Genomic DNA, 26,706 nt, shown 5'->3' with positions numbered 1-26,706 from the left:
GGAATCGGGATTCGAAGGAACTGACCGGACGGACTGGCGTAAACGATCGATTTCTGGTGGACTCCATAACTCAGGAAACGGCTCCACGACAGCCGACGCAGCCCCCCGTACCCGAGCCTATGGAGCGCCCGTGCGTTTCCCCTCGCACGCACTCGCCGTCCTCGCCGCCGCGGCCCTCGCGGTTCCCGTCGCCGCTTCCACCTCCGCCCTCGCCGCGGCCCCGGCCTCCTCGAACGCGAACCTGAACGCGAGCCCGAGTCCGAGCCCGAGCCCGAGTCCGAGCCCGAGTCCGAGTCCGAGCCCCGCGCAGACCCAGACGCAGACGCCGGCCGCGACGAGCCCGAGCCCGAACGTCCCGCAGCCGGTGGTCACGGTCACGGTGACGGTCACTCCCCCGCCGGGGGTGCCCACGACGACGAAGAGCACCACGGCCACCGCGACGCGGCCGAAGACCGTGCCGAAGGACACCGTCCAGGTGACGGTCAAGAAGATCGTGGACGGTGACACCGCGGATGTCGTCACCACGAGCGGCAGGACCGTACGGATCGGCCTGCTGGAGGCGGAGGCCCCCGCCAAGGGCGTCTGCTGGTCCCCCGAGGCCGTCGCCCGGCTGAAGGCGCTGCTGCCGCCCGGCAAGCCGGCGTACGTCAGGGCCGCCGAGCAGGTGCCCGAGCAGGGGCGTGTCCTGATCTACGCGTGGTCGGCCAAGGGCGTCTTCGTCAACGGCGACATGGTCAGGAACGGCCTCGCCCAGACCGTGAACTCCTACCCCGAGCACAGCTACACCGACTGGCAATACTGGGAGCAGGTGCGTGCCCAGACCGACAGGCTCGGGCTGTGGTCGGGCTGCTGGGCCCTCGACACCTACGACAAGCGCGGCAGCGTCCAGGCCCCGCCGGGAGCCGGTGACACGACGGCTCCGGCGCCGATCGAGCCGATCGACGCGTCCCCCGCCCCGCCGGGAACGACGTACTCCCTCGAACCGGCTCCGCCGGGAAGCCCCGCGGGAGCGGTCGCCACGGTGCGTCCCTCCCCGAGCCCCACTCCCAGCCCCAACCCGAGCGCCAGCCCGAGCGGCGGGACCGACCCCAGGTACGGCACCTGCGAAGAGGCGATCGCCGACGGGTACGGCCCGTACTACCGCGGGACCGACCCCGAGTACGACTGGTACATCGACCGCGACAGCGACGGTGTGGTCTGCGAGTCGTGAGGCAGGGCGTCAGTTCACCCTTTCGCCCGCGTCTGGCACGACCAGGTCGCCGCGCAGCTTGGCCATGCCTCGCGAGACGGAGCTCTTGACCGTGCCGACGCTGATGCCGAGGGTCCTGGCGATCTCGGGCTCGGTCATGTCCTCGTAGTAGCGCAGCACGATCGCCGTACGCTGCCGCGCGGGGAGACGGTCGAGCGCCTGCTCCAGCTCGTCGTACCGGTGCCGCGCGTCCTGCTGCACCGGTACGTCGGGAAGGTCGTCGGAGGGGAAGACCTCCAGCTTGCGCCGCCGCCACCAGGAGATGTTGATGTTCACCATCGCCCGCCGCACGTAGCCGTCGAGCGACGACCTGTCGCGGATGCGGTCCCATGCGACGTACGTACGGGCGAGGGCGGTCTGCAGAAGGTCCTCGGCGTCACAGGGGTTCCCGGTCAACTGGTTCGCCACGCGGAGCAGGGCCGCCCCACGAGACTGGACGTACGTGCGGAACTCCTCATGGTTCACGATCAGGGATCACCAACCCGGCCAGAGAGGCATCTCGTGCCAGAATCGCAGCCGCGCTCCCGGATCCGGCTGAACCGAAATCCAGGTTTCGCACCCGCGCGGGCAAAGACCAGGCAAGCCTGTGGCGGCCCGCTCGCGTGTCTCACACGTCCCGCCGGGCAGGTGTTTGCCCGAAACGGGAGGCAACGCCTTGCACCGGGAGGAGGAATATTGATCCCGGACGCCACCATCGCCCGGAAAACCACCACTCCATCCCCGTCCGGCATGTGAGGCTGGAGGACGTGGAAGGAGCCATGCCGCACCGGTCCGGAGAGCGGCGGAGGAAGCTGGCGGCGGCGGTTCTCGGTCGCGACCCCGGGCCCGCGCCGCGGGCGCCGGAGGAGACCGCGCCCTACGACGTGGTCAGCGGCGACCTGCTCGACGTGAGCCCTCACCTGATCATCCTGGAGACCGCGGGCGGCGAGCAGCGTCGCATGGTCATCGCGCCGTGGGCGACCGTGTGGCGAGGGGGCGCGGTGGCGCCCGCCGATCTGCCCGCCGGGGCGAAGGTCGTCGTACGGGCGCTGCGCGGCGGCGCGGTGGCCGAGCGCATCTGGGCCGACGTCACCCGGATCACCGGCGTCATCCGGGAGGTCCGCGGCCGGCGGGATCTCACCATCGAACTCGGCTGCGGCCCGCATCGCCGGGAACGCTCCATCGTCGTCCCCTACCGCTCCTCCGGGCGCATCCGGGTGCGGCACCCCAAGCTGGAGCCGGGTTACCTGTTCGACGCCATCGGGCTGCTCGACCAGGGCGCCACCCTCGCGCAGCTGCCGGCGACCTCACAACCGCCGTACCGGGCCACGGCCGCGCCCCCGCCGCAGGCGGCGTACGTAGCAGGCCAGACGGGCATCTCTGGCACGGCGGTATGGGCAGACCTGCCGGACGTCTCCGATCTCCCGGACCTCCCGCGCCCCACCGGCCTGCCGAACCTCGCGGACCCCCCGGAGGACGGCGTAGCGAAGGGCGTCGCCTACCCCATGCTCGAACGCGAGGACAGCGGCTGCGACGACGCCGGCGTCACCTGCGCCGGCCTGCCGTACCTCGCGCTGGGCTCGCTGCTCCGGGTGCGCAACGTGTGCGACGGCCGGACGGACGTGCTGCCCATCGTCGCGTGCGGGTGCCTCACCGGACGGTTCTGCGACCGATGCCTGGAATGCGGCACCTCCCCGCGCGGCCGGATCGTGGAACTCTCCGCGTGCTCGTACGTCGCTCTTGGGGGAGACTTGACCAAGGGCTGCTTCAACGCCCGCGTCGGATTGGGGTGACCGGACCGGTGCTATCGACCATCGCGGCTGCAGCGCTGCCGATCCTCGTGGTGACGCTGGCGCTGGGCGGCGTCGCCAAACTGGCCACGGTCCGGCGCGAGACGTCGCCCGGCGCGCTGGCCCGGCTCGGCCCGGCCGTGCTCATGCCCGAGCGCTTCGCCAGGCCCGCCCTGTACGTCTGCTCCCTGGTCGAAATCGCGCTGGCGACCGGCCTGCTGGTCGTCGACCACCCGGCCGCCCGGTGGCTGCCGGTCGCGTTCTTCGCCGTGGCGACGTACGTCCTGTGGGACCTGCGCAGGCGACGGCCGGACGCGGGGTGCGGCTGCTTCGGAGAGGTCAGCGCCGCTCCCGTCGGGCTGCGGTCGATCGGCAGGGCGGCGGCGCTGACCGCCATGACGGCCGTCGTCGCCGTCGAGAACGCCACAGGGTTGCCCGCCCTCACCGCGGAGACGGCCGCCTGGGCGGGTGGCGGGGTCGCCCTGCTGCTCGCCCTGTCTCCCGAGATCGACCAGAGCGTCTCGCGCCTCCGGCACCGCGCGCCGTGCGAACAGCGGCCGATGCCGCCCGGGCGTGCCCTGTCACGCCTGCGGGGCAGTGAGGCGTGGCGCGCCCACGCCGGGTCGCTGCTGACGGACGAGCCGTCCGACATGTGGCGCGAACTGTGCTGGCGCTTCTTCGCCTTCCCCGCCCAGGGGAACGCGGAGGTCGTCTTCGCCGTGTATCTCAGCGGGCGGCGTCCCGCCGTACGCGCCGCCGTCGTCGGCGCAGACGGGCACGTGACCTCGGCCGATGAGCGCCGCGATGCCTCTCTGCGGGAATCTACGCCTGTATCGGCCTGACGCTATACATGCGTAGATTCCCGCATCGAGGTCTTTCACTTCAGCTCTCTACGGCTCTCTAGCTTCCCCTCTAGAAAGCCGTAGAGAGGTCGATGGGCGCGCCGCTCAGAGCGGCTGCGCACGGAGGAACCTCCCGAAATGCGGAACGGTGAACCCGATCACGCCGCGTTCCGCGCTGTAGATCAGGCCCTTCTTGATCAGGCTGTCGCGCGCCGGAGACAGGCTCGACGGCTTGCGGCCCAGCGTCTCCGCCACCTCGGCGGTCGGCACCGGGTCGTCGCCGAGCTGGGCCATGGCGTGCATGTAGTCGCGCTCGGCGGGCGTCGCCCGCTCATAACGGCTGCCGAAGAAGCCGACCGCCAGCTCCTCCTCGGCCTCCGGGGCGGACACCTTGATGTCCTCGGCCGTGATCGGGCTGCGCGGGGCGAGGTCCCAGGCGACCTTCCCGTACGCCTGGACGAAGTAGGGGTAGCCGTCGGCCGCCTCGTACAACGCGTCGAGCGCGTCGGGCGTGAACTCGACGTCCTCGCGGGCGGCCGGGGCGATCAGCGCCAGGTCGGCGGCGTCCCGGTCAAGCCGGTCGATGCGGGCGTACCGGAACAGCCGCTCGGAGTAGCTCTTGCTCGCAGACAACACGCCCGGCAGGTGCGGGAGGCCGGCGCCGACGACGATCAGCGGGCCGCCGTTCTGCGAGAGCTCGTGGCAGGCCGCGCACAGGGCCGAGACGTCCGGCGCCTGCACGTCCTGCATCTCGTCGATGAACAGCGCGATGCCGACGCCGAGGTCCGTCGCCACACCGGCGGCGTCGACGAACAGCTCGGTCAGGTCGATCTCCAGGTCGCCGGAGTCGGCCCGGCCACGCGAGGCAGGCACGTCGATGCCGGGCGACCAGTGCGAAGTGCCCTTCGCGGCGGCGGGATCGCGCATCGCGAACGCCTTGAGGACGCCGAGGAACTCCTCGATGCGCTCGGGGGCGCGGTGGCGGGGGGCGAGCTCCCTTATGGCCATGTGCAGCGCGGCCGCCACCGGGCGGCGGATCGACTGGTCGGGCCTGGCCTCGATCTTGCCGGTGCCCCACAGCCGCTGCATGGCCATCGACTTGAACGTGTTGAGCAGGACGGTCTTGCCCACGCCGCGCAGGCCGGTGAGGACCATGCTCCGCTCCGGGCGGCCTCGGGCCACCCGCTCCAGCACGATCTCGAACTGCTGCAGCTCGCGGTCGCGGCCGGCGAGCTCCGGGGGGCGCTGACCGGCGCCGGGGGCGTAGGGATTGCGCACGGGGTCCACGCTCTCGGACTTTATGACGGGATATAGCGGCCGTCGTAGATTTCCGTAGAGAGCGCTACGGCGTGTCGCCCGGCCCGGCCGCGGCACGCACCGCGCGGCGGCGGGCGGAGCCTGGGCCGGGATGACCGGGACGACGACGGGCGGAGCCGGGGAGGGCACGACCGGATCGCCGGTCACGGGAACGACGGCAGCCGGAACAGGGGTGGCGGACACCGTGGACACAGCCATCACACACCCCTTACCTGGCAGGACTCGACCGAACCCGTGTTCGATCCGATGGGCATGACTGTAGCGCGTCATCGAACACCTGCGCGAGCTTTCCGCTAAAGGTCCGTCAAACACCGTCGTCCAGCGGCGGCAGCCCCATGCCGCCGTCCCCTCCGGCGACTCCCCTGCGGCGCTTCGGACGTCACTACGCCGGCCGGAAGCTCCGGTCCTCGCGAAGCCCGCTCCGCTGGGCCTTCGCTGCGGTCCTCCCTCCCGCCCGCTCCGCTCCTGCCGCCGGGCTTCGGGGTCCGGCCGGTCAGCTCCAGTAGTCGCGTTCGGGGAGCCTCACCCACATGCCCGGCCGTTCGACGGCGTCGGCGTCGGGCAACCGCAGGCCCGCACCGGCGCAGCAGTACGCGATCGCTCGTCCACGGAAGAGGTAGCTGTTGAAGATCTCCTCGGCGGGGTCGTCCGGCGAGGGGCGTCCGCCACCGGGATGGGTGTCCCATTCCACGATCTCGCCGTCCCGGGTGACGCTCCCCTGGTTGCCGCTCTTGGGATTGGCGTACATCGCGTAGCAGACGGTCCCCTCCGACAGGCGCTCCGTGGCACCGGGTGTGGACGACATGTATCCCCAGGGCTGGGTGACGACACAACCGCCGGGCACATCCGTGACCCCCACGATCTGGAGGTTCTCGTCGAAGTTCTCGAAGATGTCGTCTTCGAAGAGCTCTTCGACTTCCGCGCTGTCGACGGGGACGGCCTCCAGGCGGCGCACCGCCTCCGCCGCGCTGATCCCGGCGACGCAGGCGATACTCAGCCCGTCGTCGTCGAGATCCCCCAAGGCGGCGATCAGGCGTGCGGCTTCGGCCACGGCGGCGACCTCGGCATCGGACAGGCCGGGCCGGCCGGTGGGATCTCCGAACAGATCGGGGGCCGGGATGGCCAGGCTGAGCCGTCCGGGCGACCAGCCGTTCATCATCGGCCGCCAGGGATCGGCACCGGCCCCGGCCAGGACCCGGGCGTTGTCCGGACGGTTGGCGAAGACGGCCGTCCACAGCGCCGTACGGCCCTCGTGCTCGGCGTCCACGTCGTCGACGCGGGCGGCCAGCTCCGCCACCACCTTGGGAGAGCCGCGTTCCGCCGCCAGGTGCAGGGGCCGTCCGTGGAAGAACACCTCCGCGTCGGGGTCGGCGCCCGCGTCGAGCCGGGCACGGATCAGCCGCAGGTTCTTCCAGTCGTCCCAGCCGATGCCGGACCAGTCCGCTTCCCGGACGACAGCCATGATGCTCCCTCGGTGAGTAGGTGAGCAGATCATGGCGAAGCCCACCGACAAAACGCGTGCGGCAGGCAGGCCCGCGGACTCCGCCGGGCCCGGTGACTCCGCTATCGGGGCAGGTGCGGGAGCACGAGGGCCGTCGCGGCGGCCAGCGCGACCAGTCCCAGGTAGGCGAGGACGAGCCGGGTGTCCCTGAGATAGCACTTGCTCCTGGTGAGCCCGGCGCGGCGGGCCCGCCAGTATCCGGCGAATCCCAGGGCGGCGAAGCCGAGCACGGCCCAGGCCCCGAACAGCCAGGCGAGCAGCGCCACCGTGGCGTAGACGCACAGCTTCAGCGGATCGTACGGCTTGGCCTGCCCGCCCTCGGACGCCTGGGCCGTCTCGGCGGCACGCGCCTGCTCGTACGCGACGCCGGTCGGCCGGTCGCCGGGAGGCGGCACTCTGTCGGCGGTCACGGCCGCGCCACCGTCCTCATGTGATCTCCACCAGCGGGAGCCGTACGCCGGGGTCGGCCGCGGCGACGGCCGACAGGCGCTGACGCCCGAGCGCGGGCCAGGCCTGGACCGCGCAGAACGGCGCGCACTGGTCCTGGTCGGAGCGGGTGCCGACGTGGACGCAGCACTGGACCAGGCGCTCCTCCAGCATCGTGGACATGTCCATGAACGGCTTGACCGTGATGCGTACGACCCGTTCGCCCAGCAGACGGCGCAGCCGTTTCCTCCGACCAGGCAGGGCCGAGGATGCGAGCGTCAGCAGGGTGGTCATCCCGAGGTCGCAGTTTTCGCAGATGTCGTGCCAGACCTTGCCCATCTCGGGGTGCGACAGCGACGACTGCTCGGACAGCAGGCCCAGCAGCGACTCCTGCACGGCCATGCGGAGCTGCCGGGGGACCTCCGAGTCGGCGATGCGGTTGGAGACGAGCCCGAGGTTCTCCTTGAGGCGGTCGTGCCCGATCAACGCCGTCAGCGAGCGCCACTGACCGGCGTCGTCCCTGATCATGTAGCCGACCGAGCAGCAGTGCGGATGCGAGCAGGGCAGGGCGGTCAGGTCGCGCCAGGTGACCAGGCCGTCCGTCTGCGGGCCGAGGCGCTTGAGCACACCGGTGTGGGTGAGCCGGTCCATCGGGTCGATCGCCCCTGACCGCCCCGACCCGAACTGCGGCTGGATCGACACGCCGCCGACGTACGGCGTGTCGAGGGCGAGACGCACCACCTCGCCGATCTCGCCGTCGTTCACTCCGAGAGCCGCGGTCATGACGAGCGTGGTGAAGATCTCCCGCTCCGACAGCCGCCGCAGCGCCTCCGCCTTCTGCCGCCGCAGGTCGCCGCCCCGGTGATGCCGGGACGCCTCGGCCGACAGGCCGTCGTACTGCAGGTAGATCTCCACGCGTTCGCGGTGCTCGGTGAGCAGGTCGAGCAGCGCGTCGTCCCTGGCCACCAGGAGCCCGTTCGTGTTGACCAGGATGCGGGTGACGGGCCGGGCGGTCAGCTCGGCGAGCAACTCGGGCAGGTCGGGGTGGAGGGTCGGCTCACCGCCGCTGAGCATGAGCACGTCGAGACGGCCGTTCTCGCGGGCCAGTCGCTGGTCGACGTTGGCGAGCACCTCACGGACCGGCACGATCCCCCGCAGGTCGGGCGAGGAGTCGGTGAAGCACGTCGGGCAGCGGAGGTTGCACGCCTCCGCCACGTCCTCCAGGAGGATGCAGGTGTGCTGGGTCTGCATCTCCGGCAGCCCACGCAGGTACGCCTCGGGAACCGGGTCGAAGTTGCCCGCTACGTCGGGCAGGTGCGCCTTGGTGGGAGCGGTCCATTCCTCCAGGTAGGCGAGGATCTCCGGGTCCTCGTCGTAGAGGGTCCTGACCATGCCGTGGGTGCGGCAGCCGCGCTCCAGGTAGACGCGGCCGTCGCGGGCAGCGAGCCAGCCGGACAGGCGCGGCACCTCCGCCAGCGGACGGTCCGGCCGCTCGTCGTGGCAGCGGGGGCAGAACGCGTTGACGTAGCGGAGGATGCGGTCTCCCCGCAGGGGCATACCCGTGCTCACAGGACACCGTCCGTGTACAGCGACGGGTTGACGCCGGTGCAGAAGCCGGCGGTGAAGATCGTCATGAGCGCCCAGCCGATCATCAGGCCCATCCCGAGCCCCCGCGACCAGGGCTTGCGGAGGAGCAGCAGCAGCGTTCCACCGCCGAACGCGATCGCGGCCAGGACCACCGATCCGCCGATGAGCGCGAGGTTCTTGTTGCCGCTCGCGACCCCGTCCGCGATCATCAGGGTCGTGAGGAAGAGCACGAAGTTGACGACCACATAGGCCACGACCCCCGCGATCGTCGTCGCGATGACGACGCCGGTCGAGCTCTTCGCCGCCTGCGGTCCGTACGGCCCGCCCTGACCGTACGGCCCGCCCTGACCGTACGGCCCACCGGGACCGTACGGCGGCGGCCCACCGGGACCGAACCCACCAGGACCAGGCCCACCAGGGCCGGCAGGCGGCGGCGGAACCCACGGCGGGCCGCCAGGACCGTACGACTGGGGCGGGCCGGCCGGGCCCTGAGGCGGCGGCGGACCGCCAGGACCGTGCGGCGCGCCGGGCGGGGGCGTTACGGGCGGCGGCTCTACGGGATCGCCGTGCCGCGAGCCGTCCGGCGGCTCGGGGGGTGTGGTCATCTCTCCTCCTCGCTCGCGGGCGACAGCCGGGCGCCTGATGGCAGCCGGTCGCCTGGTGACAGCGGTCGCCGCTCACCCCGGCGGGGGAGCAGCCGATCGTAATAACCCCTGCGCCAGCCGATCCCGAGGCGGACGGCGAGGAGCGCGAGCCCGGGGACGAGGAACCACTGCGGGCGGGTCAGGTCGAGCCAGACGGTCTCGTTCGCCCTGGTGAACTCGACGAGGAAGCGGAAGGCGGCGTACGCGCCCAGATACAGGGTGAACAGCTCTCCCGGCCGGTCGACCCGGCTCCTGGCCCACAGCAACGCGCCGAAGGCGGCGAGTTGGAAGACGGCCTCGTACAGGTACGACGGGTGCATGGCCTGCCCGGTCACGCAACCGGGGCATTCCGGCACGGTGGCGGGTGCGTGGACACCCCAGGGAAGGCTCGTGGGACGGCCGGGGGCCTCCGTCAGGTAGCAGCCGATGCGGCCGACGGCCATGCCGAGCGCGACCGCGGGCGCGAACAGGTCGCCGGTGCGCTCCCGATAGCCGATGAGCCGCTTCGCGACCAGCACCCCGACGTACGCGCCGGTCAGGCCGCCGAGGATGCTCCGGGCCCCGAACATCCACGCCTCGACGAGGCCGGGGTTGAGGGCGAAATCGAGATGCTCGGCCCACCCGGACAGCCGCATGCCTATCGCCCCGCCGACCAGCGCGCCGGTGACGGCGACGAGGGACTCCTCGCGCAGGGCGCCCCTGCGCCGTGCTTCCAGGACGAACACCACGCTTGCGAGGACGACGCCGAGGCCCACGAAGAACGCGTGGGTCGGCACGGTCACCCAGCCGAAACGCAGTTCCTCGATCACGACGCCACCCTAGCGGCGACGCCCGTCGTTGCCGATGGCCATTTCTTCCGGATTACACCGATCCATATGCCAAGCCCGGCTCTGTACCGCTATTCGCGCAACCGGCCGGGTCCTGTCCACAGGGATCCCGTTGTCCACAGGAGTCGCGCGCTGCCCCGGGCGGATGCGACGCCCGCGGGTAACCTGCCCCTATGACCTCCTTATGGATCCGCAGGTCAGCGATAGTGATGGCGGCCGTCGCCGGAGTGACCGGCTGCGGCGGGGACGGCGACGCGGGCGCGTCCGGCAGGAACCCGCCGCCGGCGACCGCCCCGGCGGCCCCGGCGTCGGACTCGCCGGCTCCCGCCGGCTCCTCGGCCGCGTCGCCTGGGTCGCCGTCGTCCGGGTCCGTCACACCCTCGCCCGCGCCGGTCTCACCCACGTCGGAGACCGGGCCCACACCGAGCCCGAGCGGGCCGCCTCCCTTCACCGCGAAGATCGAGCCGGTGTCCCGCGACGAAGTACGGCACTCGTGGCGTCCTGGCTGCCCGGTCCCGGTGAGCGGGCTCCGCAAGATCACGATGACCTACTGGGGCTTCGACGACAGGGCGCACACCGGCACGCTGGTGGTCAACAAGAAGGTGGCCGACGACCTGGCCTCCGTGTTCGGGAAGCTCTACGACCTTCGCTACCCGATCCGCCGGATGGAGCCGGTCGACGTCTACAAGGGCAGCGACTTCGACTCCATCGAGGCCGACAACACCTCGGCCTTCAACTGCCGCAGCGCCACCGGATCCGGCAACTGGTCCAACCACGCGTACGGCCTGGCCGTCGACATCAACCCCCGGGAGAACCCGTACGTCTACTCAGACGGCTCGAACGCCCACCGCAACGCGGACGCGTTCGTGAAGCGGCCGCTCAAGAAGCCTGGAGTGATCAACAGCGGAGACTCCGTGGTGCGGGCCTTCCGTGAGATCGGCTGGGGCTGGGGCGGTTCGTGGTCGGGCACCAAGGACTACCAGCACTTCTCCGTCAACGGCCGCTGACGCCGGGGCCGCTGGCACCGGGGCCGCCGACCGCGAGAGAGACGACGCGGAACCCGAGGCGCGTACGGCTCGCGCCGCCCCCGCCGGGGCGCGAGCCGTACGCCTCCTCAGCTCCTCTTGAACGACCAGACGCCGTCAGCCTTGATCGTCACAAGGAACGTCCCGCTGGGCAGCGGGACCTCCCCATGCCAGCCGCCGATCTCGTTGATGAGCAGGTCCCTGCTCGACTCGGTCCAGGCGTCCACGATGAAGTTCGCGCTTCCCGAGTGCCGTGCGTCCACCGTCGTGAGGCCGGAACTCGCGGGGTTGAGGATGACGACGTCATCGCCGCGGCCGGTGAGCGAGTCGCCGGACCAGACGCGGGCCGTCGACAGCGGTGCCAGCGTGATCGTCCACGGGCCGTCGGCCTGGATTTTCAGCGCGGCCGTCTCTTTCCCTTCGTCCTCGTTGAGCAGGACGCTCCCCTTGTAGTTCCCGATCTCGTTGACGATCGCGCTCTGCTCGGCGCCGCCCGGGTCGAGCGGAGAGACGATGAAGTTCGACCCTCCACGGTGCGTGAGGGCGACCAGCCACACGGACGACCGATCGCTCTCGCGCAGCTTGAGGACCTTCGCCCCGGTGCCGCTGTATTCGCGCGGCGTGGGCTCCGGGCTGGGCGTCGAGGACGGTTCCCCCTTCTCGCCGGTCTTCTCCGCCGCCGCGGCGCCGGACCCGGCCGGCGCGCTCGGCTTTCCGGCCTTCGCGACCGAGCTCGCGGCATCTGGGCTCGTGGCATCCGGGCTCGTCGTGTCCGGCGCGTTGGAGGCGAGAGAGCCGATGGCGGCCATGCAGCCGAACAGGAGCACGAACGGCAGCCCGATCACCAGCAGCCAGAAGAGGGGCCCCTTGCCCTTCTTCCGATGCGGAGACGGGGGTTGCCGCGCGGGGAGCCGCTGGCGAGGCTGCCCGTACGGGGGCCGGCCGGGAGGCGGGCCGTAGGGTCCGTTCGGAGGGCCTGGCTGCTGATGCATGGCGTTACTCCAGAGGCTCGGGTTGCTCTGTGCGGTAGGGGGACGAGCTCTGGACGAGGACGGTTGGCGGCCGAGATTGGACCGTTGCAAAATCGGGTCGAGCGCCGCCCGAGACCGCCCGGAACAGGGGATATATCCCGACATTGGCCCGAACACGAACGCCCGGCCGGAGGCCGCCGTGAGCGGTCTCCAGCCGGGCGTCTGTCCCGTGCCCCCTTACGGGGCGCAGGAAGTGAGCTCGGGGCGCGGGGCCGTACCCGTCTGCGCGCCCAGGAAGAGGCTCGCGCAGTCGGCCATGAAGCGCGGGTTCTCCTCAGGGACGAAGTGCCCCGAATCGGGTGCCACCACCGTGCGCACGTCATCGGCGACCTGGCGGAACGAGTCCGCGACCCCCGGTCCGAAGGAGTACTGGCCGCCGATGCCCAGCACCGGCATGGGCAGCCGCTTCGCCGCGTTGGCCGTGTTGTTCTCCGCGTCCGCGGCGAACGCCCGGTAGTACTCGTACCCCGCGGTCCGCCTGGCCGGGTCGGCGTAGGCGCGGTAGTAAGGCTCGCGCTCCACCGCGTCCCTGCGGTAGCTGAAGTCGAAGATCATGCCGAGGTACGTGCTGACGTCGTCGTTGTCCATGATCCGCTCGGGGATCGGCGCGGGGGACATGTTGAACCGGAAGTGCCAGCTCACCCCGTAGAGCTCCTCAAGACCGAAGCCGGACAGCGGCGTCTCGATCATGACAAGCCGGGTCACCTCGCCGGGGTGGTCACGCGCCCAGGGGTAGGCGACCAGGACTCCGAGGTCGTGACCGATGATCGACACCTGGTCGAACCCCAGCCGGCGTACGGCCTGGCGCACCCGCTGTGCGGTGGTGACCTTGTCGTAGCCGCTGGCGGGCACGGACGAGTCGCCAAGCCCCGGCAGGTCCACGGCGATGACGGTGTGGTCGCGGGCGAGGTCGGGCATCAGCTTGCGCCACATCAGCCAGGTCTGCGGCCAGCCGTGCAGCAGCACGACGGCCGGGCCCGACCCGCCGATGACGTAGTGGACGGCGCCGCCCTCCACGGCGACCTTGCCGTGCCTGAATCCGGGAGCGAAGCGCGCCGGTCCCTCCGCCGGCTCCTTCGGCGTCGCGCTCGCGCCCGCACCGGCGGTTATGCCGAACACGGTGACCAGAGCGACGAACGCGCCGACGACAGCCCTCCTCAGTCTCCTGGCACGCGACCGCGCGCCCGGAGCCCGCACGGCTGTTTCCTCAAGTGGCATGTGCGTTCCCCTTCCCGGCCACGCATCACGGGGCGTCCGGTGGGTGTAGTCCACCGTCCCCGAATCGGCTGCTCACCGGCGATCGGGCGGCATGGCGCGGCTCGATCGGTGTCAGGTGAGTGATCGCAGCCTGTACGACCCGGGCGAGGGCGGGCTTCTTCCGTCGTGCTCTGTGCCGGACGGCAGGAGGCCGCGGGCCTGGCTGGTGCGCTGTCCACCACACCCTGGGAGGGGGACGAGAGGACGGCCGGTGGGGGCCGACGCGAAAACGAGAAGGAACGAGAGGGGAGGACAACGCCCGCTCCTCCGGCCGCAGGAAGCGGGCGTCTCTCCAGATATGACATCTCCTGATTCTCCGGATAAAGGGGAATCACGAGTGAGGGCTCAAACGTTAACGGGCTCCGGACTCGGCCTTCGAAAGGATCGCTTACCGGTTGATAACGATCGGCCTACGGCCCTGTCACGCACCGTGAATTCGCGCCGGGCACATCAGAGCAACGCCGAGGCAGGCCACGCCCGGCCTACTGCGGCAAGATGGGTGCATGGCGGCGAAGGACGGCGACGGCTGGGCCCTGTGCGCGCTGGGTCACCAGCACTGGGGGTTGTACGGCGCCGCCGGTCTGCTCACCGTCCACCACACCCTCGACGGCATGCCGTACGTGCTGATGCAGAAACGGGCCTGGTGGAGTCATCACGGCGGGACGTGGGGGCTGCCGGGCGGCGCGTGCGACAGCCATGAGGACGCCGTCACCGGCGCGCTGCGCGAGGCGCGGGAGGAGGCCGCGCTGGACGCCGGCCTCGTCCGGGTTCGCGGGCTCTACGTCGACGACCACGGCGGCTGGTCCTTCCAGACGGTGATCGCGGAGGCCGGGGGGCTGCTCGACGCCGCGCCGGCCAACGGCGAGAGCGCCGACATGCGCTGGGTGGCGGCCGACGAGGTCGCGTCGAAGGAACTGCACCCCGGCTTCGCCGCCTCGTGGCCGAGGATCCGGCCCGCGCTGGGCCCGGTGGTCGTCGTCCTCGACATGGCCAACATCATCGGCGCACGTGCCGAGCACGGATGGTGGAAGGACCGCGCCGGCGCCGCGAACCGCCTGCTCAACGAGCTGATCCCGCTCTCCGGGCAGGGCTTCGACGAGATGCCGGAAGGGGTTCCCGCGCTGTCCCGCTGGTTCCCGCGTGTGGTCGCGGTGCTCGAAGGGGCCGCGGCCGGAGCCGCCGACCCCGGCCCGGTGACCGGGGACCTGACGGTCGTGGCGGCCGGCGGCAGCGGCGACGACGCGATCGTGGACGTGGTCCGAGGCGTACGGCCGTGGGAGACCGCCCTCGTCGTCACCGCCGACCGCGGGCTGCGCCAGCGGGTGACGGCCCTCGGCGCCGTGGTCACCGGCCCGCGCTGGCTGCTCAAGCAGCTCGGAATCTGAGATCTTTTATACCTTTCGTCCCATTTGGGCAGGAATAACGATGTGATCCTGCGCTACCGCCGGCTGGCCGCCTCCTGGACCACGGTCATTCCGCTCCTGTCCGTGACAGTGCTCGCGCTGGCGTGGGGGCGGACGGCCATCCCGCCCGTCGTCGTGGTCGTCGCCGCGTTCTTCCTCGCGGCCTCGGTCCTCGCCGCCGTGCACCACGCCGAGGTCATCGCCCATCGGGTGGGTGAGCCGTTCGGCTCGCTGGTGCTCGCCGTGGCGGTCACCGTGATCGAGGTGGCGCTGATCATCAGCCTCACCGTGTCCGGCGGACGGGCCGCATCGTCGCTCGCCCGCGACACGGTCTTCGCCGCCGTGATGATCACCTGCAATGGGATCGCCGGCCTGTCGCTGCTGGTCGCGGCGCTGCGGCGGCGGGTGGCGGTCTTCAACGCGGAGGGCACGGGAGGCGCGCTGGCGACGGTCGCCACCCTGTCGGCGCTCAGCCTCGTCCTGCCGTCCTTCACCACGAGCAAGCCAGGGCCCGCGTTCTCCCCGCCCCAGCTCGCGTTCGCCGCGATCGCCTCGCTCGTGCTGTACGGCCTGTTCGTGCTCACCCAGGCCGTACGGCACCGCGACTACTTCCTGCCGGTCGAGTCCGGCGGCGAGGCCGGGGGCGGGCACGCGGACCCGTCGGCCACGCGGCACGCCGTGGCCAGCCTGGCGCTGCTGCTGACCGCGCTGATCGCGGTGGTCGGCCTGGCGAAGGTCGAGTCGCCCTCCATCGAGGCGGCCGTACGCGCGGCGAGCCTGCCGCAGTCCGCGGTGGGCGTCGTGATCGCGCTGCTGGTGTTGCTGCCGGAGACCCTCGCCGCCGTACGCGCGGCCCGGCAGGCACGGGTGCAGGTGAGCCTCAACCTCGCCTACGGCTCGGCGATGGCCAGCATCGGGCTCACGATCCCGACCATCGCCGCCGCGTCACTGTGGGTGGAAGGGCCGCTGCTGCTCGGGCTCGGCCCGACGCACATCGTGCTGCTCGCGCTGACGGTCGTCGTGGCGACCCTGACCGTGGTGCCCGGCCGGGCCACACTCCTGCAGGCGGGCGTGCACCTCACCTTGCTCGCCGTGTTTCTGCTCCTGGCCGTGAGCCCGTGAGCCCGTGAGCTCCGGGCTCCGGGCTCCGGAAAACCCGATGCGCGACGATCGACGGGCGACCTAGGGTGCGAAGGGTGAACCGGCGACATTGACGCTCACCCGAAGGGGCCCTCGCGGCCCGCCTGTACGCGTACGCGTTCCTGGAGGACCTCGTCGTCCTCTATCCGGTGTACGCCCTGCTGTTCGCCGAGCACGGGCTCTCCCCCGCCCAGATCTCCTCGCTGTTCGTGATCTGGTCGGTCACCGGCTTCGTGCTGGAGGTCCCGTCCGGTGTGTGGGCCGACCTCGTCTCGCGGCGGCTGCTGCTCGCCGTCGCGCCCCTTCTGACGGGCGCGGGGTACGCCCTGTGGACGTTCGCCCCCTCCTACTGGTCGTTCGCGCTGGGCTTCGTGCTGTGGGGGGCCGGCGGCTCACTGCGTTCGGGCACGCTCCAGGCCCTCGTGTACGAGGAACTCGGCCGGCTGGGCGCGACCGGCCGCTTCCCGTCGCTCGCCGGGCGTGCGACCGCCCTCGGCACGACGGCGGTGATGGCCGCGACCGCGCTGGCGGGGCCCGTGCTCGCCGTCGGAGGCATGCGCGCGGCGGGCGTGGCCAGCGTGCTCGTGACGCTGCTCGGAGCCGCCGTGGGGCTGTCGTTCCCCGAGTCGCGCGGCGACCGAGACCGGTCGGAGGACGACGACGGATACTTCGCCGTCCTGCGCGACGGCCTGGCCCAGGTGCGCGGGGGCCGCGCGGTCCGCCGCGCGATCGTGATCCTGTCGGCTATGGCGATCGCGGGGGCGATGGACGAGTACGTCCCCCTGCTCGCGGAGGCGACCGGGGTGTCCACCGAGCGGGTTCCCCTGCTCGTCCTGCTGGTGAGCGCGGGCGGCGTGGCCGGCGGGTGGTTCGCCGGGCGGGGGCGGGGCGTCCTCGCGCCGGCGCTGGTGACGGCCGCCGTCTGCCTGGCGGCCGGCGCGGTCGGAGCGTCCGCGGGCCGACCGGAGGCGCTCACACTGGTGGCCGTGGCCTTCGGCCTGTTCCAGTGGGCGACCGTGGTGCTGGAGGCGAGGCTTCAGGAGGCGATCTCGGACGGCGCGCGGGCCACGGTCACGTCGATGGCCGGGATCGGCACCGAGGTCGTCGCACTGGCGGTCTACGGCGGTTACGCGGCCGGGTCGGTGTGGGCCGGCCCCGGACCGCTGTTCGCCGTCGCGGCGGCGCCGTACCTGCTGATCGCCCTCGCCGTACGCCGGAAGCGGCCGTGACCGGGGTGAGAGGCCGGAACCCCTCGCCCCGGTCACACGGTCGTCAGCCGCGGGTCCACTTCTGGTTGGCCGCGCCGGTGCAGTCCCACAACTGGAGGCGCGCGCCGTTGGCCGGGTTCACGTCCACGATGTCCACGCAGCGGTTCGCCGGGATGTTGACCAGGTCGCCTGCGGCGGTGAGCGTGAAGCGCTGGGCGCCGGTGCCGTTGCACGTGTAGAGCTGGATCGGCGTGCCGTTGGCGGTGCCGGCCGCCGCGGCGTCCATGCACTTGCCCATCGCGCGGATCGTGCCGTCGCCGTTGACCGTCCACTGCTGGGCCGCGGTGCCGTTGCAGTCGTACATCTGGAGGCGGGCGCCGTCGACGGGGTTGGCGGCCGGGATGTCGACGCAGCGGCCGTTCAGGCCGGACTTCAGCGCGCCGCCTGTCCCGCCTCCCCCGTCGCTGGTCCAGGCGGACACGCGGACCCAGTCGATCAGCATGGTCTGCGGGAACGACGTGGTGGAGTCGGGGCTGCCCGGCCAGTTGCCGCCGACCGCGACGTTGAAGATCATGAAGAACGGGTGGTCGAACACCCACCGGTTGCCGCGGATGTCGGCCGGCGTGACGCGGAAGTACTCCGAGCCGTCCAGATACCAGACGATGAGGTTCGGCGACCAGTCCACCCGGTAGGTGTGGAAGGCGTCGCCGAGCGGCGCGCCGATCGTACGGCTGCCGCCGACACCGCTGCCGCCGGAGTAACCGGGGCCGTGCACGGTGCCGTAGACGGTGTTGGGCGCCTTGCCGACGTTCTCCATGATGTCGATCTCGCCGGTGTTCGGCCAGTCGCCGCCGCCGAGCATCCAGAACGCCGGCCAGATGCCCTGCCCCTTGGGGATCTTGATGCTCGCCTCGAAGCGGCCGTACGCCTGGCTGAACCTGTCGGCGGTCAGGACGCGGCCAGAGGTGTACTGACAGGTGCCGTAGTGGCACTGGTAGTTGGACGGGTTCTCCCTGCGCGCGGTGATCGCCAGGTGTCCCTGCCCGTCGTGGTACACGTTGCGGGTGGAGTTCGTGTAGTACTGCGACTCGTTGTTGCCCCATCCGCCGCCGCCGGTGTCGAACTTCCACTTCCCGCCGTCGATCGGCGTTCCCGCCGCGGCGTTGAACTCGTCCGACCAGGTGACTGGGCCGATGGCGGCCTCGGCCCTGTGGGCGGCGGGGCCGGTGGCGAGGCCGCAGGAGATGCCGACGACCATGGCCGCGGCCATGATGAGGAGCCGGGGTCCGCGCATGGAGATCTCCGGGTTCGTCGAGGGGGGACGCGGGCGGGATCACGGCCCGCGCCGCCCGCCATTCCGGGGGCGCGGGGGCCGGGGTCCAGCGCACGCTCTCGACTTGATTCAAGCCCTTACGCGCGACTTGTCAATAGGATTGTTTCCTTTTGACTAATGGTGTCATCCCAGTCCGGGCGTGGTCCGGTGCGGCCGTACGCCGGACCGGCGCACGGGAAGGCGGTAGGTCTCGCCGCGCATCAGGTAGTGGACCATGTGCGACAGCCCGGCGCTGCGCACCTGCTGCCGGAAGTCCCCGAGCGGCGAGGCGAACGCCGTGTAGTCGTCGTAGTGGACAGGCAGGGCCGACTCCGGCTGCATGAGCCTGAGCCACTCCACCCCCTGCGCGCCGTCCATGGTCACCGTGCGGCCGAGGATCCGGGTGCCGCCGAGATGGACGATGCCGACGTCGATGTCGGGGAAGCGGCGGGGAATCTCCGACAGGCAGTCGTCCATGATCGTGTCACCGCTGATGTGCAGGCGCAGGTCCACCTCGCCCGCGTGGGCGAAGTCGAGCACGCTCCCCATCACCGGCGGCATCAGCGAGTCCATCGAACCCGGCCCGTGCCGGCCGGGCGTCGCCGTCACCGTGAGCGAGCCGTCTCTGTGGTGCGCGTGGTGGTACTCCCACGGCTCCAGCCCGACGGCGTGGCCGAACCCCTGGCGGCGCAGCCGGGCCGCCGCGTGCCGGGTGGTGACGATCGGCAGGTCCTTGTCGAGGTTGTCCCTCGCGATCCTGTCCCAGTGGTCGCCGTGCAGGTGCGACAGCACGACCAGGTCCAGCGGCGGAAGCTCCGTGACGTCCATCGCCGGTTCCGTACGGCGGCGGGTGCTCAGCCCCCAGCCCAGATGGGCCCGCTGGCCCTGGTGCAGGAAGTTCGGATCCGTCAGCAGGGTGAACCCGTGAGAACGGATGATCATGGTGGCGTTCCCCACGAAAAACACGGTCGCGTCCGCCGGTCCGGGCATGACGCCTCCCCTCTCCGAGACTTTCAGGCTACGTAAACCACCACAAATCACCCGATAGTGGGGCCCGGGTTATCGAGAGACCGGGGTTATCGAGAGGGCGCGGTCAGCGAAAGGGTGCGGTCAGTGAGAGGGCGCGAACGAGAACCCGAGCTGGGAGTAGAGCTCCAGCAGGTCGAAATACTCCCGGTGGGCGACCACGAGACCGTCCTTCGCCTGGCACGCCCCGCACCCGCGGACGGTGATCCGCCTGCCGCTTGCGCTCGCGACGTCACCGCCGGGCAGCGGGAAGCGTCCCGTCTGCGTGCCGGTCATCGTCCACTCGCTGAAGCCCGGATCGACGGATTCCGCCCTGTTCCAGACCGTCATGGCCAGGTCGGTGAAGCCGGTGAACAGGATCTCCCAGTATCGGGTGATCTGCTCGCGCCCTCCGCAGCTCCACAGCGGCGTGGACATGACGGCGTGGCGGTCGTAGCAGGCCGACAGCCGTTCCAGGTCATGAGCGTTCACCGCGCTCAGCACACGGTCCGCCAGCTGTCGGCCGTCAGGCATACGGATCACCCCCAGGGCGTACACCAACGGTAGCGCCGCGTCGGCAAAGGACGTCAGAGGGAGGCGCAACACCCGCACCGCCCGCCGCCGTCTTCTGGCTGCCGGACAGCCTCTAGCCGAGGAAGGCCAGCACCTCGCGGACGAAGGCGCCGGGGGCGTTCTCGTGCACCAGGTGCCCGGCCGGGATCGTGACGAGCGTCGCGCCGGGGACGCGGCGGGCCATCTCGGCGACCCGGTCCTGGGGGATGTGACTGTCCGGCCCGCCGCCGATCACGAGTGTGCGCGCGGTGATCTGGCCCAGCCGTCCCAGCCACGCCGGGCCGGGCCGGTCGATCTCGGGCCTGACCGCCTCCACCATGGCCCAGTCGAACGTCAGCGGCTCCTCCGGCCGTACGAGCGGAGGCGGGACGCGCGGCACGGGGAGCGGGACGTCCTCCAGGATCAGCGTCCGCACCCGGTCCGGCCGCTCGGCGGCGAGCAGGTAGGCCACGATGCCGCCCATCGAGTGCCCGATCACATCCACCGTGCCGAGCGACAGCGCGTCGAGGAAGGCGAGGACGTCGTCGCGCATGAGTTCCAGGCCGTAGTCCCCCGGCCGGTCGCTGGCGCCGTGGCCGCGCAGGTCGAGGGCGTACACGTGCCGATGGGCGGCCAGCACCGGCGCGACGTCCGCCCAGCCGGCCATGCCCCCGCCCAGCCCGTGCAGCAGGACCAGCGGCACGCCGCCGTCCGGCCCGTCCGGCCCGTACGTCCGGTACGCGATGCGGACGCCGTTCGCCTGGACCATCGCATGATCCGTCACATGGCGACGATATCCACCCGAAAACCCCTGGGGGAGCGACACGCGCTCCAAGTAGCATGACGCCGAAAACGGGATCACCGTTGATCACGGATCCGGCCGATCCCGCACGCCGGGTGGCCGGGAGGCTGCTCGTACGCGGGAGGTCAGGTGTCCGCACTGCGGCGCGAGTTCTGGGCGCCGGTCGCGCTCTCCTATGTCGCCTTCGTCCTGGTCGGGTTGAGCGCCGGCGTGGGCGGGGTGCTGCTGCCCGCGCAGATCGACGACTACGGCCTCGACAAGGCCACGATCGGCACCCAGTTCTTCGCCTTCTCCGCCGGGTTCATGCTGGCAGGATCGACCGCCGGTCCCCTGATCCACCGCTTCGGGATCCGGACCTCGCTCGTCATCGGCGGCGGCACGTTCATGCTGGCCGCCCTCTTCACGGCCGTACGCCCGCCGTTCCTCGCCTTCCTGGCCGCCCAGGTCGTGGTCGGGTACGGCACGGGCGTCCTCGAGTCGGTGCTGAACGCCTACCTGACCGACCTGCCGGGAGCGACGACGCTGCTCAACCGCCTGCACGCGTTCTTCGGCGTCGGCGCGCTGCTCGGGCCGCTCCTGGCCACCGGGATCCTGACCTTCCTGCCCTGGACGGCCGTGTGGCTGGTCCTGGCCGTGGTCTGCCTGCCGCTGCTGATCGGCTTCCGGCTGACCCTGCCCGCCCGCGAGGCCCCGCCGCCGGTGCCCGCGGGGGAACACGCGGACGCGGGCGGCGGACTGCTCGCCACCGCGTCGCGGCAGCCCGCCGTCCTGCTGGGTGCCGTCTTCCTCGCCGTGTACGTCGGCCTGGAGCTGAGCGTCGGCAACTGGGGGTTCACGTTCCTCGTGGACGACCGGGGCCAGAGCGGCCTGCTGGCCGGCTACACGATCTCCGGCTACTGGCTCGGCCTCGCACTCGGGCGCTTCCTCATCAGCCCGGTGGCGACGAGGTTCGGCATGACCGCGACCGGCATGACCTTCCTCTGCCTGGCCGGCATCACGATCAGCACCACAATGGCCTGGCTCGCGCCGGGCGCCGCGATGGCCAGCGTGAGCCTCGTGCTGCTCGGCTTCTGGCTCGGCCCGGTCTTCCCCACCACGATGGCCGTGGCGCCGCGCCTCACCGTGGCCCGGCTGGTGCCCACCGCCATCGGGTTGATCAACGGGGTGTCCGTGGTCGGCGGCGCGGTCTTCCCCTGGCTGGCGGGGGCGATCGCGCAGGGGATCGGCGCCTGGACGCTGCCGCCCTTCGCCCTGGCGCTGGCCCTGCTGCAACTGGTCGTCTGGTGGCTGGTGACCACCCGCATGGCCCCGGCCCCCGCGCCGATGGTGAAGGGAGCACCATCGCCGAACCAGTCGCCGAACCAGTCGCCGAACCAAGGGGCGATATAGGGTCGTCCGGGTGACGGTAAACGACACCCGGGGGAATCGGATGGACCGGCAGCTCACCTTGATGGCCGTGCACGCCCACCCCGACGACGAAGTGATCGGCACCGGCGGAATCCTCGCGAAACTCACCGCCGAGGGTGTCCGTACGGTCCTCGTGACGTGCACCAACGGCGAGCAGGGGGACGGCCCCGGCGGGGTGAAGCCGGGCCAGCCCGGCCACGACGACGCCGCCGTCGCCGAGCGGCGGCTGGCCGAGCTGAGCGAGTCGGTCGCCCACCTCGGCATCTCCCACCTGGAGCTGCTCGGCTACCGCGACTCCGGCATGGACGGCTGGGAGGGCAACGGCAACCCCGACGCGTTCGCCAACGTCCCGGTCGAGACGGCCGCGGCCAGGCTCGCCGAGCTGATGGAGCGCTACCGCCCCCAGGTGGTCGTCACGTACGACGAGATCGGCAACTACGGGCACCCCGACCACATCCAGGCCCACCGCATCGCGGTCGCGGCGTCCGAGATGACCGGCATCCCGGACAAGCTCTACTACCTGGCGGTGCCGCGGGAGCGGATCCAGGAGATGTTCGAGTTCATGCGGTCCAGCGGCATGGCCCCGGAGGACTTCGAGATCCCCGACGACTTCGGCACCCCCGAGGAGCTCGTCACGAGCGTCGTCGACGTGTCGCCGTACGTGGACCAGAAGGTGAAGGCCCTGCGGGCGCACGCGAGCCAGGCCGACACCATCATCCTGCTGAAGATGCCCCCGGAGGCTCAGCACCGGGCCTTCTCGCACGAGTTCTTCGTCAGGAAGTTCAGCCGGGTGGACGCGCCCGCCCGCGAGGACGACCTGTTCGCCGGCCTCCGCGACTGAGCGGTGCGGCTCGGGACGCCTCGCGGGTGAGCGCGACGCCGGGGAGTCACCTCACGGCGACAGCTCTTTCACCAGCCAGCCGGTGACGAGGTCCCGCACCTCGGCGTCGATCGGCTCGCGCACCTCGGTCTTGTACGCGCGCACCGACGGGGTCCCCGGCTGCCTGCGCAGGATGTGGCTGAGGTCGGGGATCCGACGGGTCTCGATCGGCCCCTGCACCAGTTCCGCCATGCGGGCGAGGTCAGCGGGGTCGACCTGGAGGTCCTTCTCCCCCGTGACGGCCAGCACCGGCGCCTTGATCATGGCGAGGTCGGCCGCCGGGTCGTAGTCGAGGAACTCGCGGGTCCACCGGGCGTTCACCCGGACTCCGCCGATCCGGGCGGCGTCGGTCGTCGTACGGCGGATGCGCTCATGGTTCTTGGCGACCTTGGCGACCAGGTCGGTGCGGGTGAGACGCAGCACCGCGCGGACGAACGCCGGCATGGTCGGCGCGAGACGCGCGGCCTGCCACAGCAGCGTCTCGGCGCCGATCTTGGCGGCGCCCGACAACAGCACGACCGCCGCCACCGCGGGGTCGTGGGCGGCGAGGTTCGTCGCGATCAGCGCGCCCTCGCTGTGCCCGGTCAGCGCCACGCGGCCGGAGTCGATCTCCGGGCGTTCGCGCAGCGCGGCCAGCGCGGCTCCCGCGTCGTCCATGTTGTCGCGGAACCCGGCCTTGAGGAAGGCGCCGGTGCTGGCCCCCACCCCGCGCTTGTCGTAGCGGAGCGACGCGATCCCGGCGGCGGCGAGCGCCTCCGCCAGTTGGCGGGTCACCCCGAGGGGGAGCCTGCGGTGGTCGGAGTCGCGGTTCACCGGTCCCGAGCCCGGGACCAGCAGCGTCGCCGGGAACGGCCCGTCGCCCGCGGGCAGGGTCAGCGTGCCGGTGAGCCGCTCGCCGGCCGAGGTGAAGGTGATGTCGATGTCACGCATGTCGATGGCCCCTTCTCACGAACCCTCGAGAGCGGCGACCACGGCGCCGGGGTCGTCCACACCCAGCAGCAGCGAGTCGTAGCCGCGCCCTTCGAGGTGGATCCGCACCGCCGGCTGACCGCTGCGCACGTCGACGAACTCCATGCTCCTCCACGTGTGCCAGGTGCCGAGCTTGCGGAAGCGGGGCACGCCGAGGCCGGTGCGCAGGCCGCGCACAGCGCGGAGCGCGTCGTCCACGACCTCCGCGGAGCGCACGGCGGACCGCGGGACACGCAGATCGGCGCGCAGGGCTCCGACCTTCTCAAGGGGGGAGAGGCGGACTTCGATGGCGTCGGGGGTGATGGTCACGGTGCTCATGGCGTTCCTCGCAGTTCGTGCTGTACGAGTATGATTATTCTCGATTATGAGAATGATGTCAAATGTGAGAACGTCAGATCATGACGACGGCAGAACTGCTGCTGCACCCCATCCGGCTGCGCATCGTCCAGGCACTCCTGGGCGAGCGCACGCTGACGACGGCCGACCTCCGCGCGGTGCTCCCCGACGTTCCGCCCGCGACGCTCTACAGGCAGATCGCGGCGCTGGTCGAGGGCGAGGTCCTGGAGGTCGCGGCCGAACGCAAGGTGCGGGGCACCTTCGAGCGGACCTACCGGCTGCGCGCGGAGAACGCGAACGTCGGCGCCGAGGACGCGTCCGGGCTGAGCGCGGACCAGCACCGTCAGGCGTTCCTGACGTTCGTCGCGTCGCTGCTGGCCGACTTCGACCGCTATCTCGACCGGGACGACGTCGACCTCGGCCGCGACGGCGTGGGCTTCCGGCAGGTGGCCATGCACCTCAGCGACGAGGAGTTCCAGGACTTCCTCAATGACATGAGGCAGGTGCTACTCCCCCGGCTCGCCAACCAGCCTGGGCCGGGGCGCACCCGGCGCATCCTGTCCACCATCGTCATGCCGAGCCGTTGACGCGCTTCGGCCGCTGATCGGCAGACCGGTTCGCACGGCCGGTCACCGACGTAGAGGTCCCACTCGGCCTGGGGAGATCACGCCTGCCCGGTCATGGCGCACGCCCGCCGGGGTCGGCGCCGGGGATGCCTCCCCACCGGTCTAGTCGGAGATCGTGATGCGCAGGCGGCGGAAGCCGCGTCCCTTGCTCTCGATCTTGGCGACCTTGATCCTGCCGATCTGCTTGGTGGAGGCGACGTGCGTGCCCCCGTCGGCCTGGGTGTCCAGCCCAACGATGTCCACGATCCGCACCTCGGGGATGTGCTCGGGCACGAGGTTCGTCGCGGTGCGGATGATGTCGGGGATCGCGAAGGCCTCCTCGCGGGGCAGCACCCGTACGTCGATCCGGCGGTCGGCGGCGATCTCGGCGTTGCAGGCGTCCTCGACCGCCTCCTTGAAGCCGGGCGGCACCTCGGGGAGGTTGAAGTCCATCCGCGCGGTCATCTGCTCCATGTTGCCGCCCGTGACCAGGGCCCCGTAGTCGCGGAACACCACACCGCACAGGACGTGCAGGCCGGAGTGGGTGCGCATCAACTCCGTGCGCCGCTCGTCGGCGACCGCGGCCCGTACGACCGTGCCGGCGGGCGGGATCGGGTCGTCGGGCGCCGGGACGAGGTAGAGGTCGTCGCCCTTGCGCACGCCTTCGATGCGGGTCTCGACGCCCTGCCACAGCAGCACGCCCCGGTCCGGCGGCTGTCCGCCGCCGCCCGGGTAGAAGGCCGAGCGGTCCAGGACGATGCCGTCCGGCGTGGCCTCCAGCACGACCGCCTCGAAGGATCGCAGGTCCTGGTCGGTCAGCTCCAGCCGCGTCGTCCGCCCGTGCAGATCGAACGTCATCCCACCGAGTCTAACCAGCGTCGTCGGCCCGAAAAGCCGGAAGAACCGCTGGGCCGCGTCGGCGTCACCGATCACCCGCAGGTCACCGGCGTTCGAGGGCCCACCCGTCGTCGGTCAGTTCGTACGCGCGGGCGCTGACCGGCGGCCCGAGCTCCACCCGGCGGACAACGCCGTCGTGCTCCAGTTCGCGCAGGCGCTGGTTGAGCACGTTCTGACCGGCGTGGGGAAGGGCCCGACCGAGCCGCCGTACGTGGCGGTTTCAGGCGGGCGAGTGCTCCCTGATGTACCGGATCAGGCCGACGACGTCGTCGGGGACGAGCCGGCCGATCGCTCCGCTGGAGTAGACGCCGACGACGACCCGGCCGTCGGGGTCGAGCACGAAGCCGGTCGACTGGACATACCTGGGGTCGTCGTTGACGAAGGCGCCGGTCACGCGGGCCAGCAGGTCAGGGTCGGCGCTGTGGCCGACCGGGAAGTCCAGCCGGAGCGTGCCGGCCAGTTCCCGCGTCGTGGCCTCGTCGTCCACCGACAGGGCCACCACCTTGGCGTCCACAGCCGCGAGGGTGTCCAGCGACCGCTGGAATGCCCGCAACTGCGCCTTGCAGTACGGGCACCACGAACCTCGGTAGAAGAGGACGACGCCGAAGTGCCCGGCCAGCGCGTCGGGCAGGCGCAGAGTCTCCCCGCCAGGCAGGGCTACGGCCAGGTCGGGGAACCGGTCACCGGGGTGGAGCAGTGTCATGTCGATGTTCCT

Annotated in this window: 28 protein-coding genes and 1 pseudogene; 10 read left to right on the top strand and 19 right to left on the bottom strand. The window is 71.4% G+C overall.

The window, feature by feature from the left end; translation table 11 throughout:
* Positions 1-117: 117 nt before the first annotated feature.
* Complete coding sequence (locus tag HHX31_RS19060) at positions 118-486, bottom strand: hypothetical protein (protein ID WP_169949665.1); 369 nt, start codon at positions 484-486, stop codon at positions 118-120.
* On the opposite strand from HHX31_RS19060, the gene HHX31_RS19055 reads away from it, so the two are divergent.
* Positions 476-1,210: a thermonuclease family protein gene (locus HHX31_RS19055; protein ID WP_169949664.1), complete on the top strand. Its 735-nt coding sequence runs from the start codon at positions 476-478 to the stop codon at positions 1,208-1,210. The two genes, HHX31_RS19060 and HHX31_RS19055, sit on opposite strands and share 11 nt — an antisense overlap.
* A gap of 9 nt (positions 1,211-1,219) precedes the next feature.
* On the opposite strand, the gene HHX31_RS19050 is transcribed toward HHX31_RS19055, so the two are convergent.
* A complete protein-coding gene (locus tag HHX31_RS19050; protein ID WP_169949928.1) occupies positions 1,220-1,720 on the bottom strand; it encodes a SigE family RNA polymerase sigma factor in 501 nt (166 codons plus the stop codon).
* A 287-nt stretch (positions 1,721-2,007) separates the two neighbouring features.
* On the opposite strand from HHX31_RS19050, the gene HHX31_RS19045 reads away from it, so the two are divergent.
* Both HHX31_RS19045 and HHX31_RS19040 read left to right on the top strand, forming a co-directional pair.
* On the top strand, positions 2,008-3,021 hold the full coding sequence (locus tag HHX31_RS19045; protein WP_169949663.1) for a hypothetical protein: 1,014 nt from the start codon (positions 2,008-2,010) through the stop codon (positions 3,019-3,021).
* A gap of 8 nt (positions 3,022-3,029) precedes the next feature.
* Positions 3,030-3,860 (top strand): MauE/DoxX family redox-associated membrane protein, encoded by an 831-nt coding sequence (locus HHX31_RS19040; protein WP_169949662.1) that lies wholly within the window; start codon positions 3,030-3,032, stop codon positions 3,858-3,860.
* A 105-nt stretch (positions 3,861-3,965) separates the two neighbouring features.
* Here the strand turns inward: HHX31_RS19040 and HHX31_RS19035 are convergent, their stop codons facing one another.
* From HHX31_RS19035 to HHX31_RS19010, 6 genes are all read right to left on the bottom strand, one after another.
* On the bottom strand, positions 3,966-5,147 hold the full coding sequence (locus HHX31_RS19035; protein ID WP_169949661.1) for an ATP-binding protein: 1,182 nt from the start codon (positions 5,145-5,147) through the stop codon (positions 3,966-3,968).
* A 523-nt stretch (positions 5,148-5,670) separates the two neighbouring features.
* Entirely contained in the window at positions 5,671-6,639 is a 969-nt protein-coding gene (locus tag HHX31_RS19030; protein ID WP_169949660.1) for an ankyrin repeat domain-containing protein, read from the bottom strand.
* Positions 6,640-6,740: 101 nt separating this feature from the next.
* Positions 6,741-7,088, bottom strand: coding sequence for a hypothetical protein (locus HHX31_RS19025; protein WP_249346160.1), 348 nt, complete (start codon positions 7,086-7,088; stop codon positions 6,741-6,743).
* A 16-nt stretch (positions 7,089-7,104) separates the two neighbouring features.
* Positions 7,105-8,673 (bottom strand): radical SAM protein, encoded by a 1,569-nt coding sequence (locus HHX31_RS19020; protein ID WP_311932046.1) that lies wholly within the window; start codon positions 8,671-8,673, stop codon positions 7,105-7,107.
* Positions 8,670-9,296: a hypothetical protein gene (locus tag HHX31_RS19015; RefSeq protein WP_169949630.1), complete on the bottom strand. Its 627-nt coding sequence runs from the start codon at positions 9,294-9,296 to the stop codon at positions 8,670-8,672. Before HHX31_RS19015 ends, HHX31_RS19020 begins: the two co-directional genes overlap by 4 nt.
* Positions 9,293-10,144, bottom strand: coding sequence for a prolipoprotein diacylglyceryl transferase family protein (locus HHX31_RS19010; RefSeq protein ID WP_311932044.1), 852 nt, complete (start codon positions 10,142-10,144; stop codon positions 9,293-9,295). The genes HHX31_RS19015 and HHX31_RS19010 overlap by 4 nt, the downstream gene beginning before the upstream one ends.
* Before the next feature lie 191 nt (positions 10,145-10,335).
* On the opposite strand from HHX31_RS19010, the gene HHX31_RS19005 reads away from it, so the two are divergent.
* Positions 10,336-11,169 (top strand): M15 family metallopeptidase, encoded by an 834-nt coding sequence (locus tag HHX31_RS19005; RefSeq protein ID WP_249346159.1) that lies wholly within the window; start codon positions 10,336-10,338, stop codon positions 11,167-11,169.
* Positions 11,170-11,276: 107 nt separating this feature from the next.
* Here the strand turns inward: HHX31_RS19005 and HHX31_RS19000 are convergent, their stop codons facing one another.
* The gene (locus HHX31_RS19000) at positions 11,277-12,179 is read right to left on the bottom strand and encodes a hypothetical protein (protein WP_169949659.1); all 903 of its coding nucleotides are present in this window, start codon (positions 12,177-12,179) and stop codon (positions 11,277-11,279) included.
* Positions 12,180-12,395: 216 nt separating this feature from the next.
* Complete coding sequence (locus HHX31_RS18995; RefSeq protein ID WP_169949658.1) at positions 12,396-13,436, bottom strand: alpha/beta fold hydrolase; 1,041 nt, start codon at positions 13,434-13,436, stop codon at positions 12,396-12,398.
* Positions 13,437-13,978: 542 nt separating this feature from the next.
* Here HHX31_RS18995 and HHX31_RS18990 point away from each other — a divergent pair.
* The 3 genes from HHX31_RS18990 to HHX31_RS18980 all read left to right on the top strand — a co-directional run bounded on the left by HHX31_RS18990 (position 13,979) and on the right by HHX31_RS18980 (position 17,247).
* On the top strand, positions 13,979-14,860 hold the full coding sequence (locus HHX31_RS18990) for an NUDIX hydrolase (RefSeq protein ID WP_169949657.1): 882 nt from the start codon (positions 13,979-13,981) through the stop codon (positions 14,858-14,860).
* Positions 14,861-14,902: 42 nt separating this feature from the next.
* On the top strand, positions 14,903-16,000 hold the full coding sequence (locus HHX31_RS18985) for a calcium:proton antiporter (protein WP_169949656.1): 1,098 nt from the start codon (positions 14,903-14,905) through the stop codon (positions 15,998-16,000).
* Between the two features lie 167 nt (positions 16,001-16,167).
* Complete coding sequence (locus HHX31_RS18980) at positions 16,168-17,247, top strand: MFS transporter (RefSeq protein ID WP_169949655.1); 1,080 nt, start codon at positions 16,168-16,170, stop codon at positions 17,245-17,247.
* A gap of 43 nt (positions 17,248-17,290) precedes the next feature.
* On the opposite strand, the gene HHX31_RS18975 is transcribed toward HHX31_RS18980, so the two are convergent.
* The 4 genes from HHX31_RS18975 to HHX31_RS18960 all read right to left on the bottom strand — a co-directional run bounded on the left by HHX31_RS18975 (position 17,291) and on the right by HHX31_RS18960 (position 20,879).
* Positions 17,291-18,520: a glycoside hydrolase family 16 protein gene (locus HHX31_RS18975; protein WP_169949654.1), complete on the bottom strand. Its 1,230-nt coding sequence runs from the start codon at positions 18,518-18,520 to the stop codon at positions 17,291-17,293.
* A gap of 162 nt (positions 18,521-18,682) precedes the next feature.
* Positions 18,683-19,528, bottom strand: a complete 846-nt coding sequence (locus tag HHX31_RS18970) for an MBL fold metallo-hydrolase (RefSeq protein WP_169949653.1) — start codon at positions 19,526-19,528, stop codon at positions 18,683-18,685.
* 120 nt (positions 19,529-19,648) lie between these two features.
* Positions 19,649-20,077, bottom strand: a complete 429-nt coding sequence (locus HHX31_RS18965; RefSeq protein WP_249346157.1) for a nuclear transport factor 2 family protein — start codon at positions 20,075-20,077, stop codon at positions 19,649-19,651.
* A 112-nt stretch (positions 20,078-20,189) separates the two neighbouring features.
* A complete protein-coding gene (locus HHX31_RS18960) occupies positions 20,190-20,879 on the bottom strand; it encodes an alpha/beta fold hydrolase (RefSeq protein ID WP_211589963.1) in 690 nt (229 codons plus the stop codon).
* 147 nt (positions 20,880-21,026) lie between these two features.
* Here HHX31_RS18960 and HHX31_RS18955 point away from each other — a divergent pair, with 147 nt between their 5' ends.
* Positions 21,027-22,286 (top strand): sugar MFS transporter, encoded by a 1,260-nt coding sequence (locus HHX31_RS18955; protein ID WP_211589961.1) that lies wholly within the window; start codon positions 21,027-21,029, stop codon positions 22,284-22,286.
* A 10-nt stretch (positions 22,287-22,296) separates the two neighbouring features.
* Positions 22,297-23,145, top strand: coding sequence for a PIG-L family deacetylase (locus HHX31_RS18950; protein WP_311932039.1), 849 nt, complete (start codon positions 22,297-22,299; stop codon positions 23,143-23,145).
* Between the two features lie 51 nt (positions 23,146-23,196).
* On the opposite strand, the gene HHX31_RS18945 is transcribed toward HHX31_RS18950, so the two are convergent.
* Together HHX31_RS18945 and HHX31_RS18940 are read right to left on the bottom strand one after the other, a co-directional pair.
* Positions 23,197-24,114 carry a S9 family peptidase gene (locus HHX31_RS18945; protein ID WP_169949651.1) on the bottom strand — a complete coding sequence of 306 codons (918 nt, stop codon included), beginning with the start codon at positions 24,112-24,114 and terminating at the stop codon, positions 23,197-23,199.
* Between the two features lie 15 nt (positions 24,115-24,129).
* A complete protein-coding gene (locus tag HHX31_RS18940) occupies positions 24,130-24,471 on the bottom strand; it encodes a hypothetical protein (protein WP_169949650.1) in 342 nt (113 codons plus the stop codon).
* A gap of 80 nt (positions 24,472-24,551) precedes the next feature.
* On the opposite strand from HHX31_RS18940, the gene HHX31_RS18935 reads away from it, so the two are divergent.
* The gene (locus HHX31_RS18935) at positions 24,552-25,076 is read left to right on the top strand and encodes a helix-turn-helix domain-containing protein (RefSeq protein WP_169949649.1); all 525 of its coding nucleotides are present in this window, start codon (positions 24,552-24,554) and stop codon (positions 25,074-25,076) included.
* Positions 25,077-25,217: 141 nt separating this feature from the next.
* On the opposite strand, the gene HHX31_RS18930 is transcribed toward HHX31_RS18935, so the two are convergent.
* From HHX31_RS18930 to HHX31_RS18920, 3 genes and pseudogenes are all read right to left on the bottom strand, one after another.
* The gene (locus HHX31_RS18930) at positions 25,218-25,952 is read right to left on the bottom strand and encodes an alanyl-tRNA editing protein (RefSeq protein WP_169949648.1); all 735 of its coding nucleotides are present in this window, start codon (positions 25,950-25,952) and stop codon (positions 25,218-25,220) included.
* Between the two features lie 82 nt (positions 25,953-26,034).
* A pseudogene (locus tag HHX31_RS34470) lies at positions 26,035-26,187 on the bottom strand (winged helix-turn-helix transcriptional regulator); the annotation flags it as partial.
* Between the two features lie 24 nt (positions 26,188-26,211).
* Complete coding sequence (locus HHX31_RS18920) at positions 26,212-26,694, bottom strand: peroxiredoxin family protein (protein ID WP_169949646.1); 483 nt, start codon at positions 26,692-26,694, stop codon at positions 26,212-26,214.
* Between the last annotated feature and the right edge of the window lie 12 nt (positions 26,695-26,706).

Source organism: Microbispora sp. H11081 (genome assembly GCF_012999535.1).
In the GTDB taxonomy this organism is placed as follows: Bacteria; Actinomycetota; Actinomycetes; order Streptosporangiales; family Streptosporangiaceae; genus Microbispora.
Note: the sequence above shows the minus strand (reverse complement) of the source record. Positions and strands in the feature narration are given on the sequence as shown.

Coding starts and splice junctions, on each gene's coding strand:
- HHX31_RS19045 (WP_169949663.1), top strand. CDS start 2,008: ATGCCGCACCGGTCCGGAGAGCGGCGGAGGAAGCTGGCGGCGGCGGTT.
- HHX31_RS19030 (WP_169949660.1), bottom strand. CDS start 6,639: ATGGCTGTCGTCCGGGAAGCGGACTGGTCCGGCATCGGCTGGGACGAC.
- HHX31_RS19015 (WP_169949630.1), bottom strand. CDS start 9,296: ATGACCACACCCCCCGAGCCGCCGGACGGCTCGCGGCACGGCGATCCC.
- HHX31_RS19005 (WP_249346159.1), top strand. CDS start 10,336: ATGACCTCCTTATGGATCCGCAGGTCAGCGATAGTGATGGCGGCCGTC.
- HHX31_RS19000 (WP_169949659.1), bottom strand. CDS start 12,179: ATGCATCAGCAGCCAGGCCCTCCGAACGGACCCTACGGCCCGCCTCCC.
- HHX31_RS18995 (WP_169949658.1), bottom strand. CDS start 13,436: ATGCCACTTGAGGAAACAGCCGTGCGGGCTCCGGGCGCGCGGTCGCGT.
- HHX31_RS18990 (WP_169949657.1), top strand. CDS start 13,979: ATGGCGGCGAAGGACGGCGACGGCTGGGCCCTGTGCGCGCTGGGTCAC.
- HHX31_RS18975 (WP_169949654.1), bottom strand. CDS start 18,520: ATGCGCGGACCCCGGCTCCTCATCATGGCCGCGGCCATGGTCGTCGGC.
- HHX31_RS18970 (WP_169949653.1), bottom strand. CDS start 19,528: ATGCCCGGACCGGCGGACGCGACCGTGTTTTTCGTGGGGAACGCCACC.
- HHX31_RS18965 (WP_249346157.1), bottom strand. CDS start 20,077: ATGCCTGACGGCCGACAGCTGGCGGACCGTGTGCTGAGCGCGGTGAAC.
- HHX31_RS18945 (WP_169949651.1), bottom strand. CDS start 24,114: ATGCGTGACATCGACATCACCTTCACCTCGGCCGGCGAGCGGCTCACC.
- HHX31_RS18940 (WP_169949650.1), bottom strand. CDS start 24,471: ATGAGCACCGTGACCATCACCCCCGACGCCATCGAAGTCCGCCTCTCC.
- HHX31_RS18935 (WP_169949649.1), top strand. CDS start 24,552: ATGACGACGGCAGAACTGCTGCTGCACCCCATCCGGCTGCGCATCGTC.
- HHX31_RS18930 (WP_169949648.1), bottom strand. CDS start 25,952: ATGACGTTCGATCTGCACGGGCGGACGACGCGGCTGGAGCTGACCGAC.
- HHX31_RS18920 (WP_169949646.1), bottom strand. CDS start 26,694: ATGACACTGCTCCACCCCGGTGACCGGTTCCCCGACCTGGCCGTAGCC.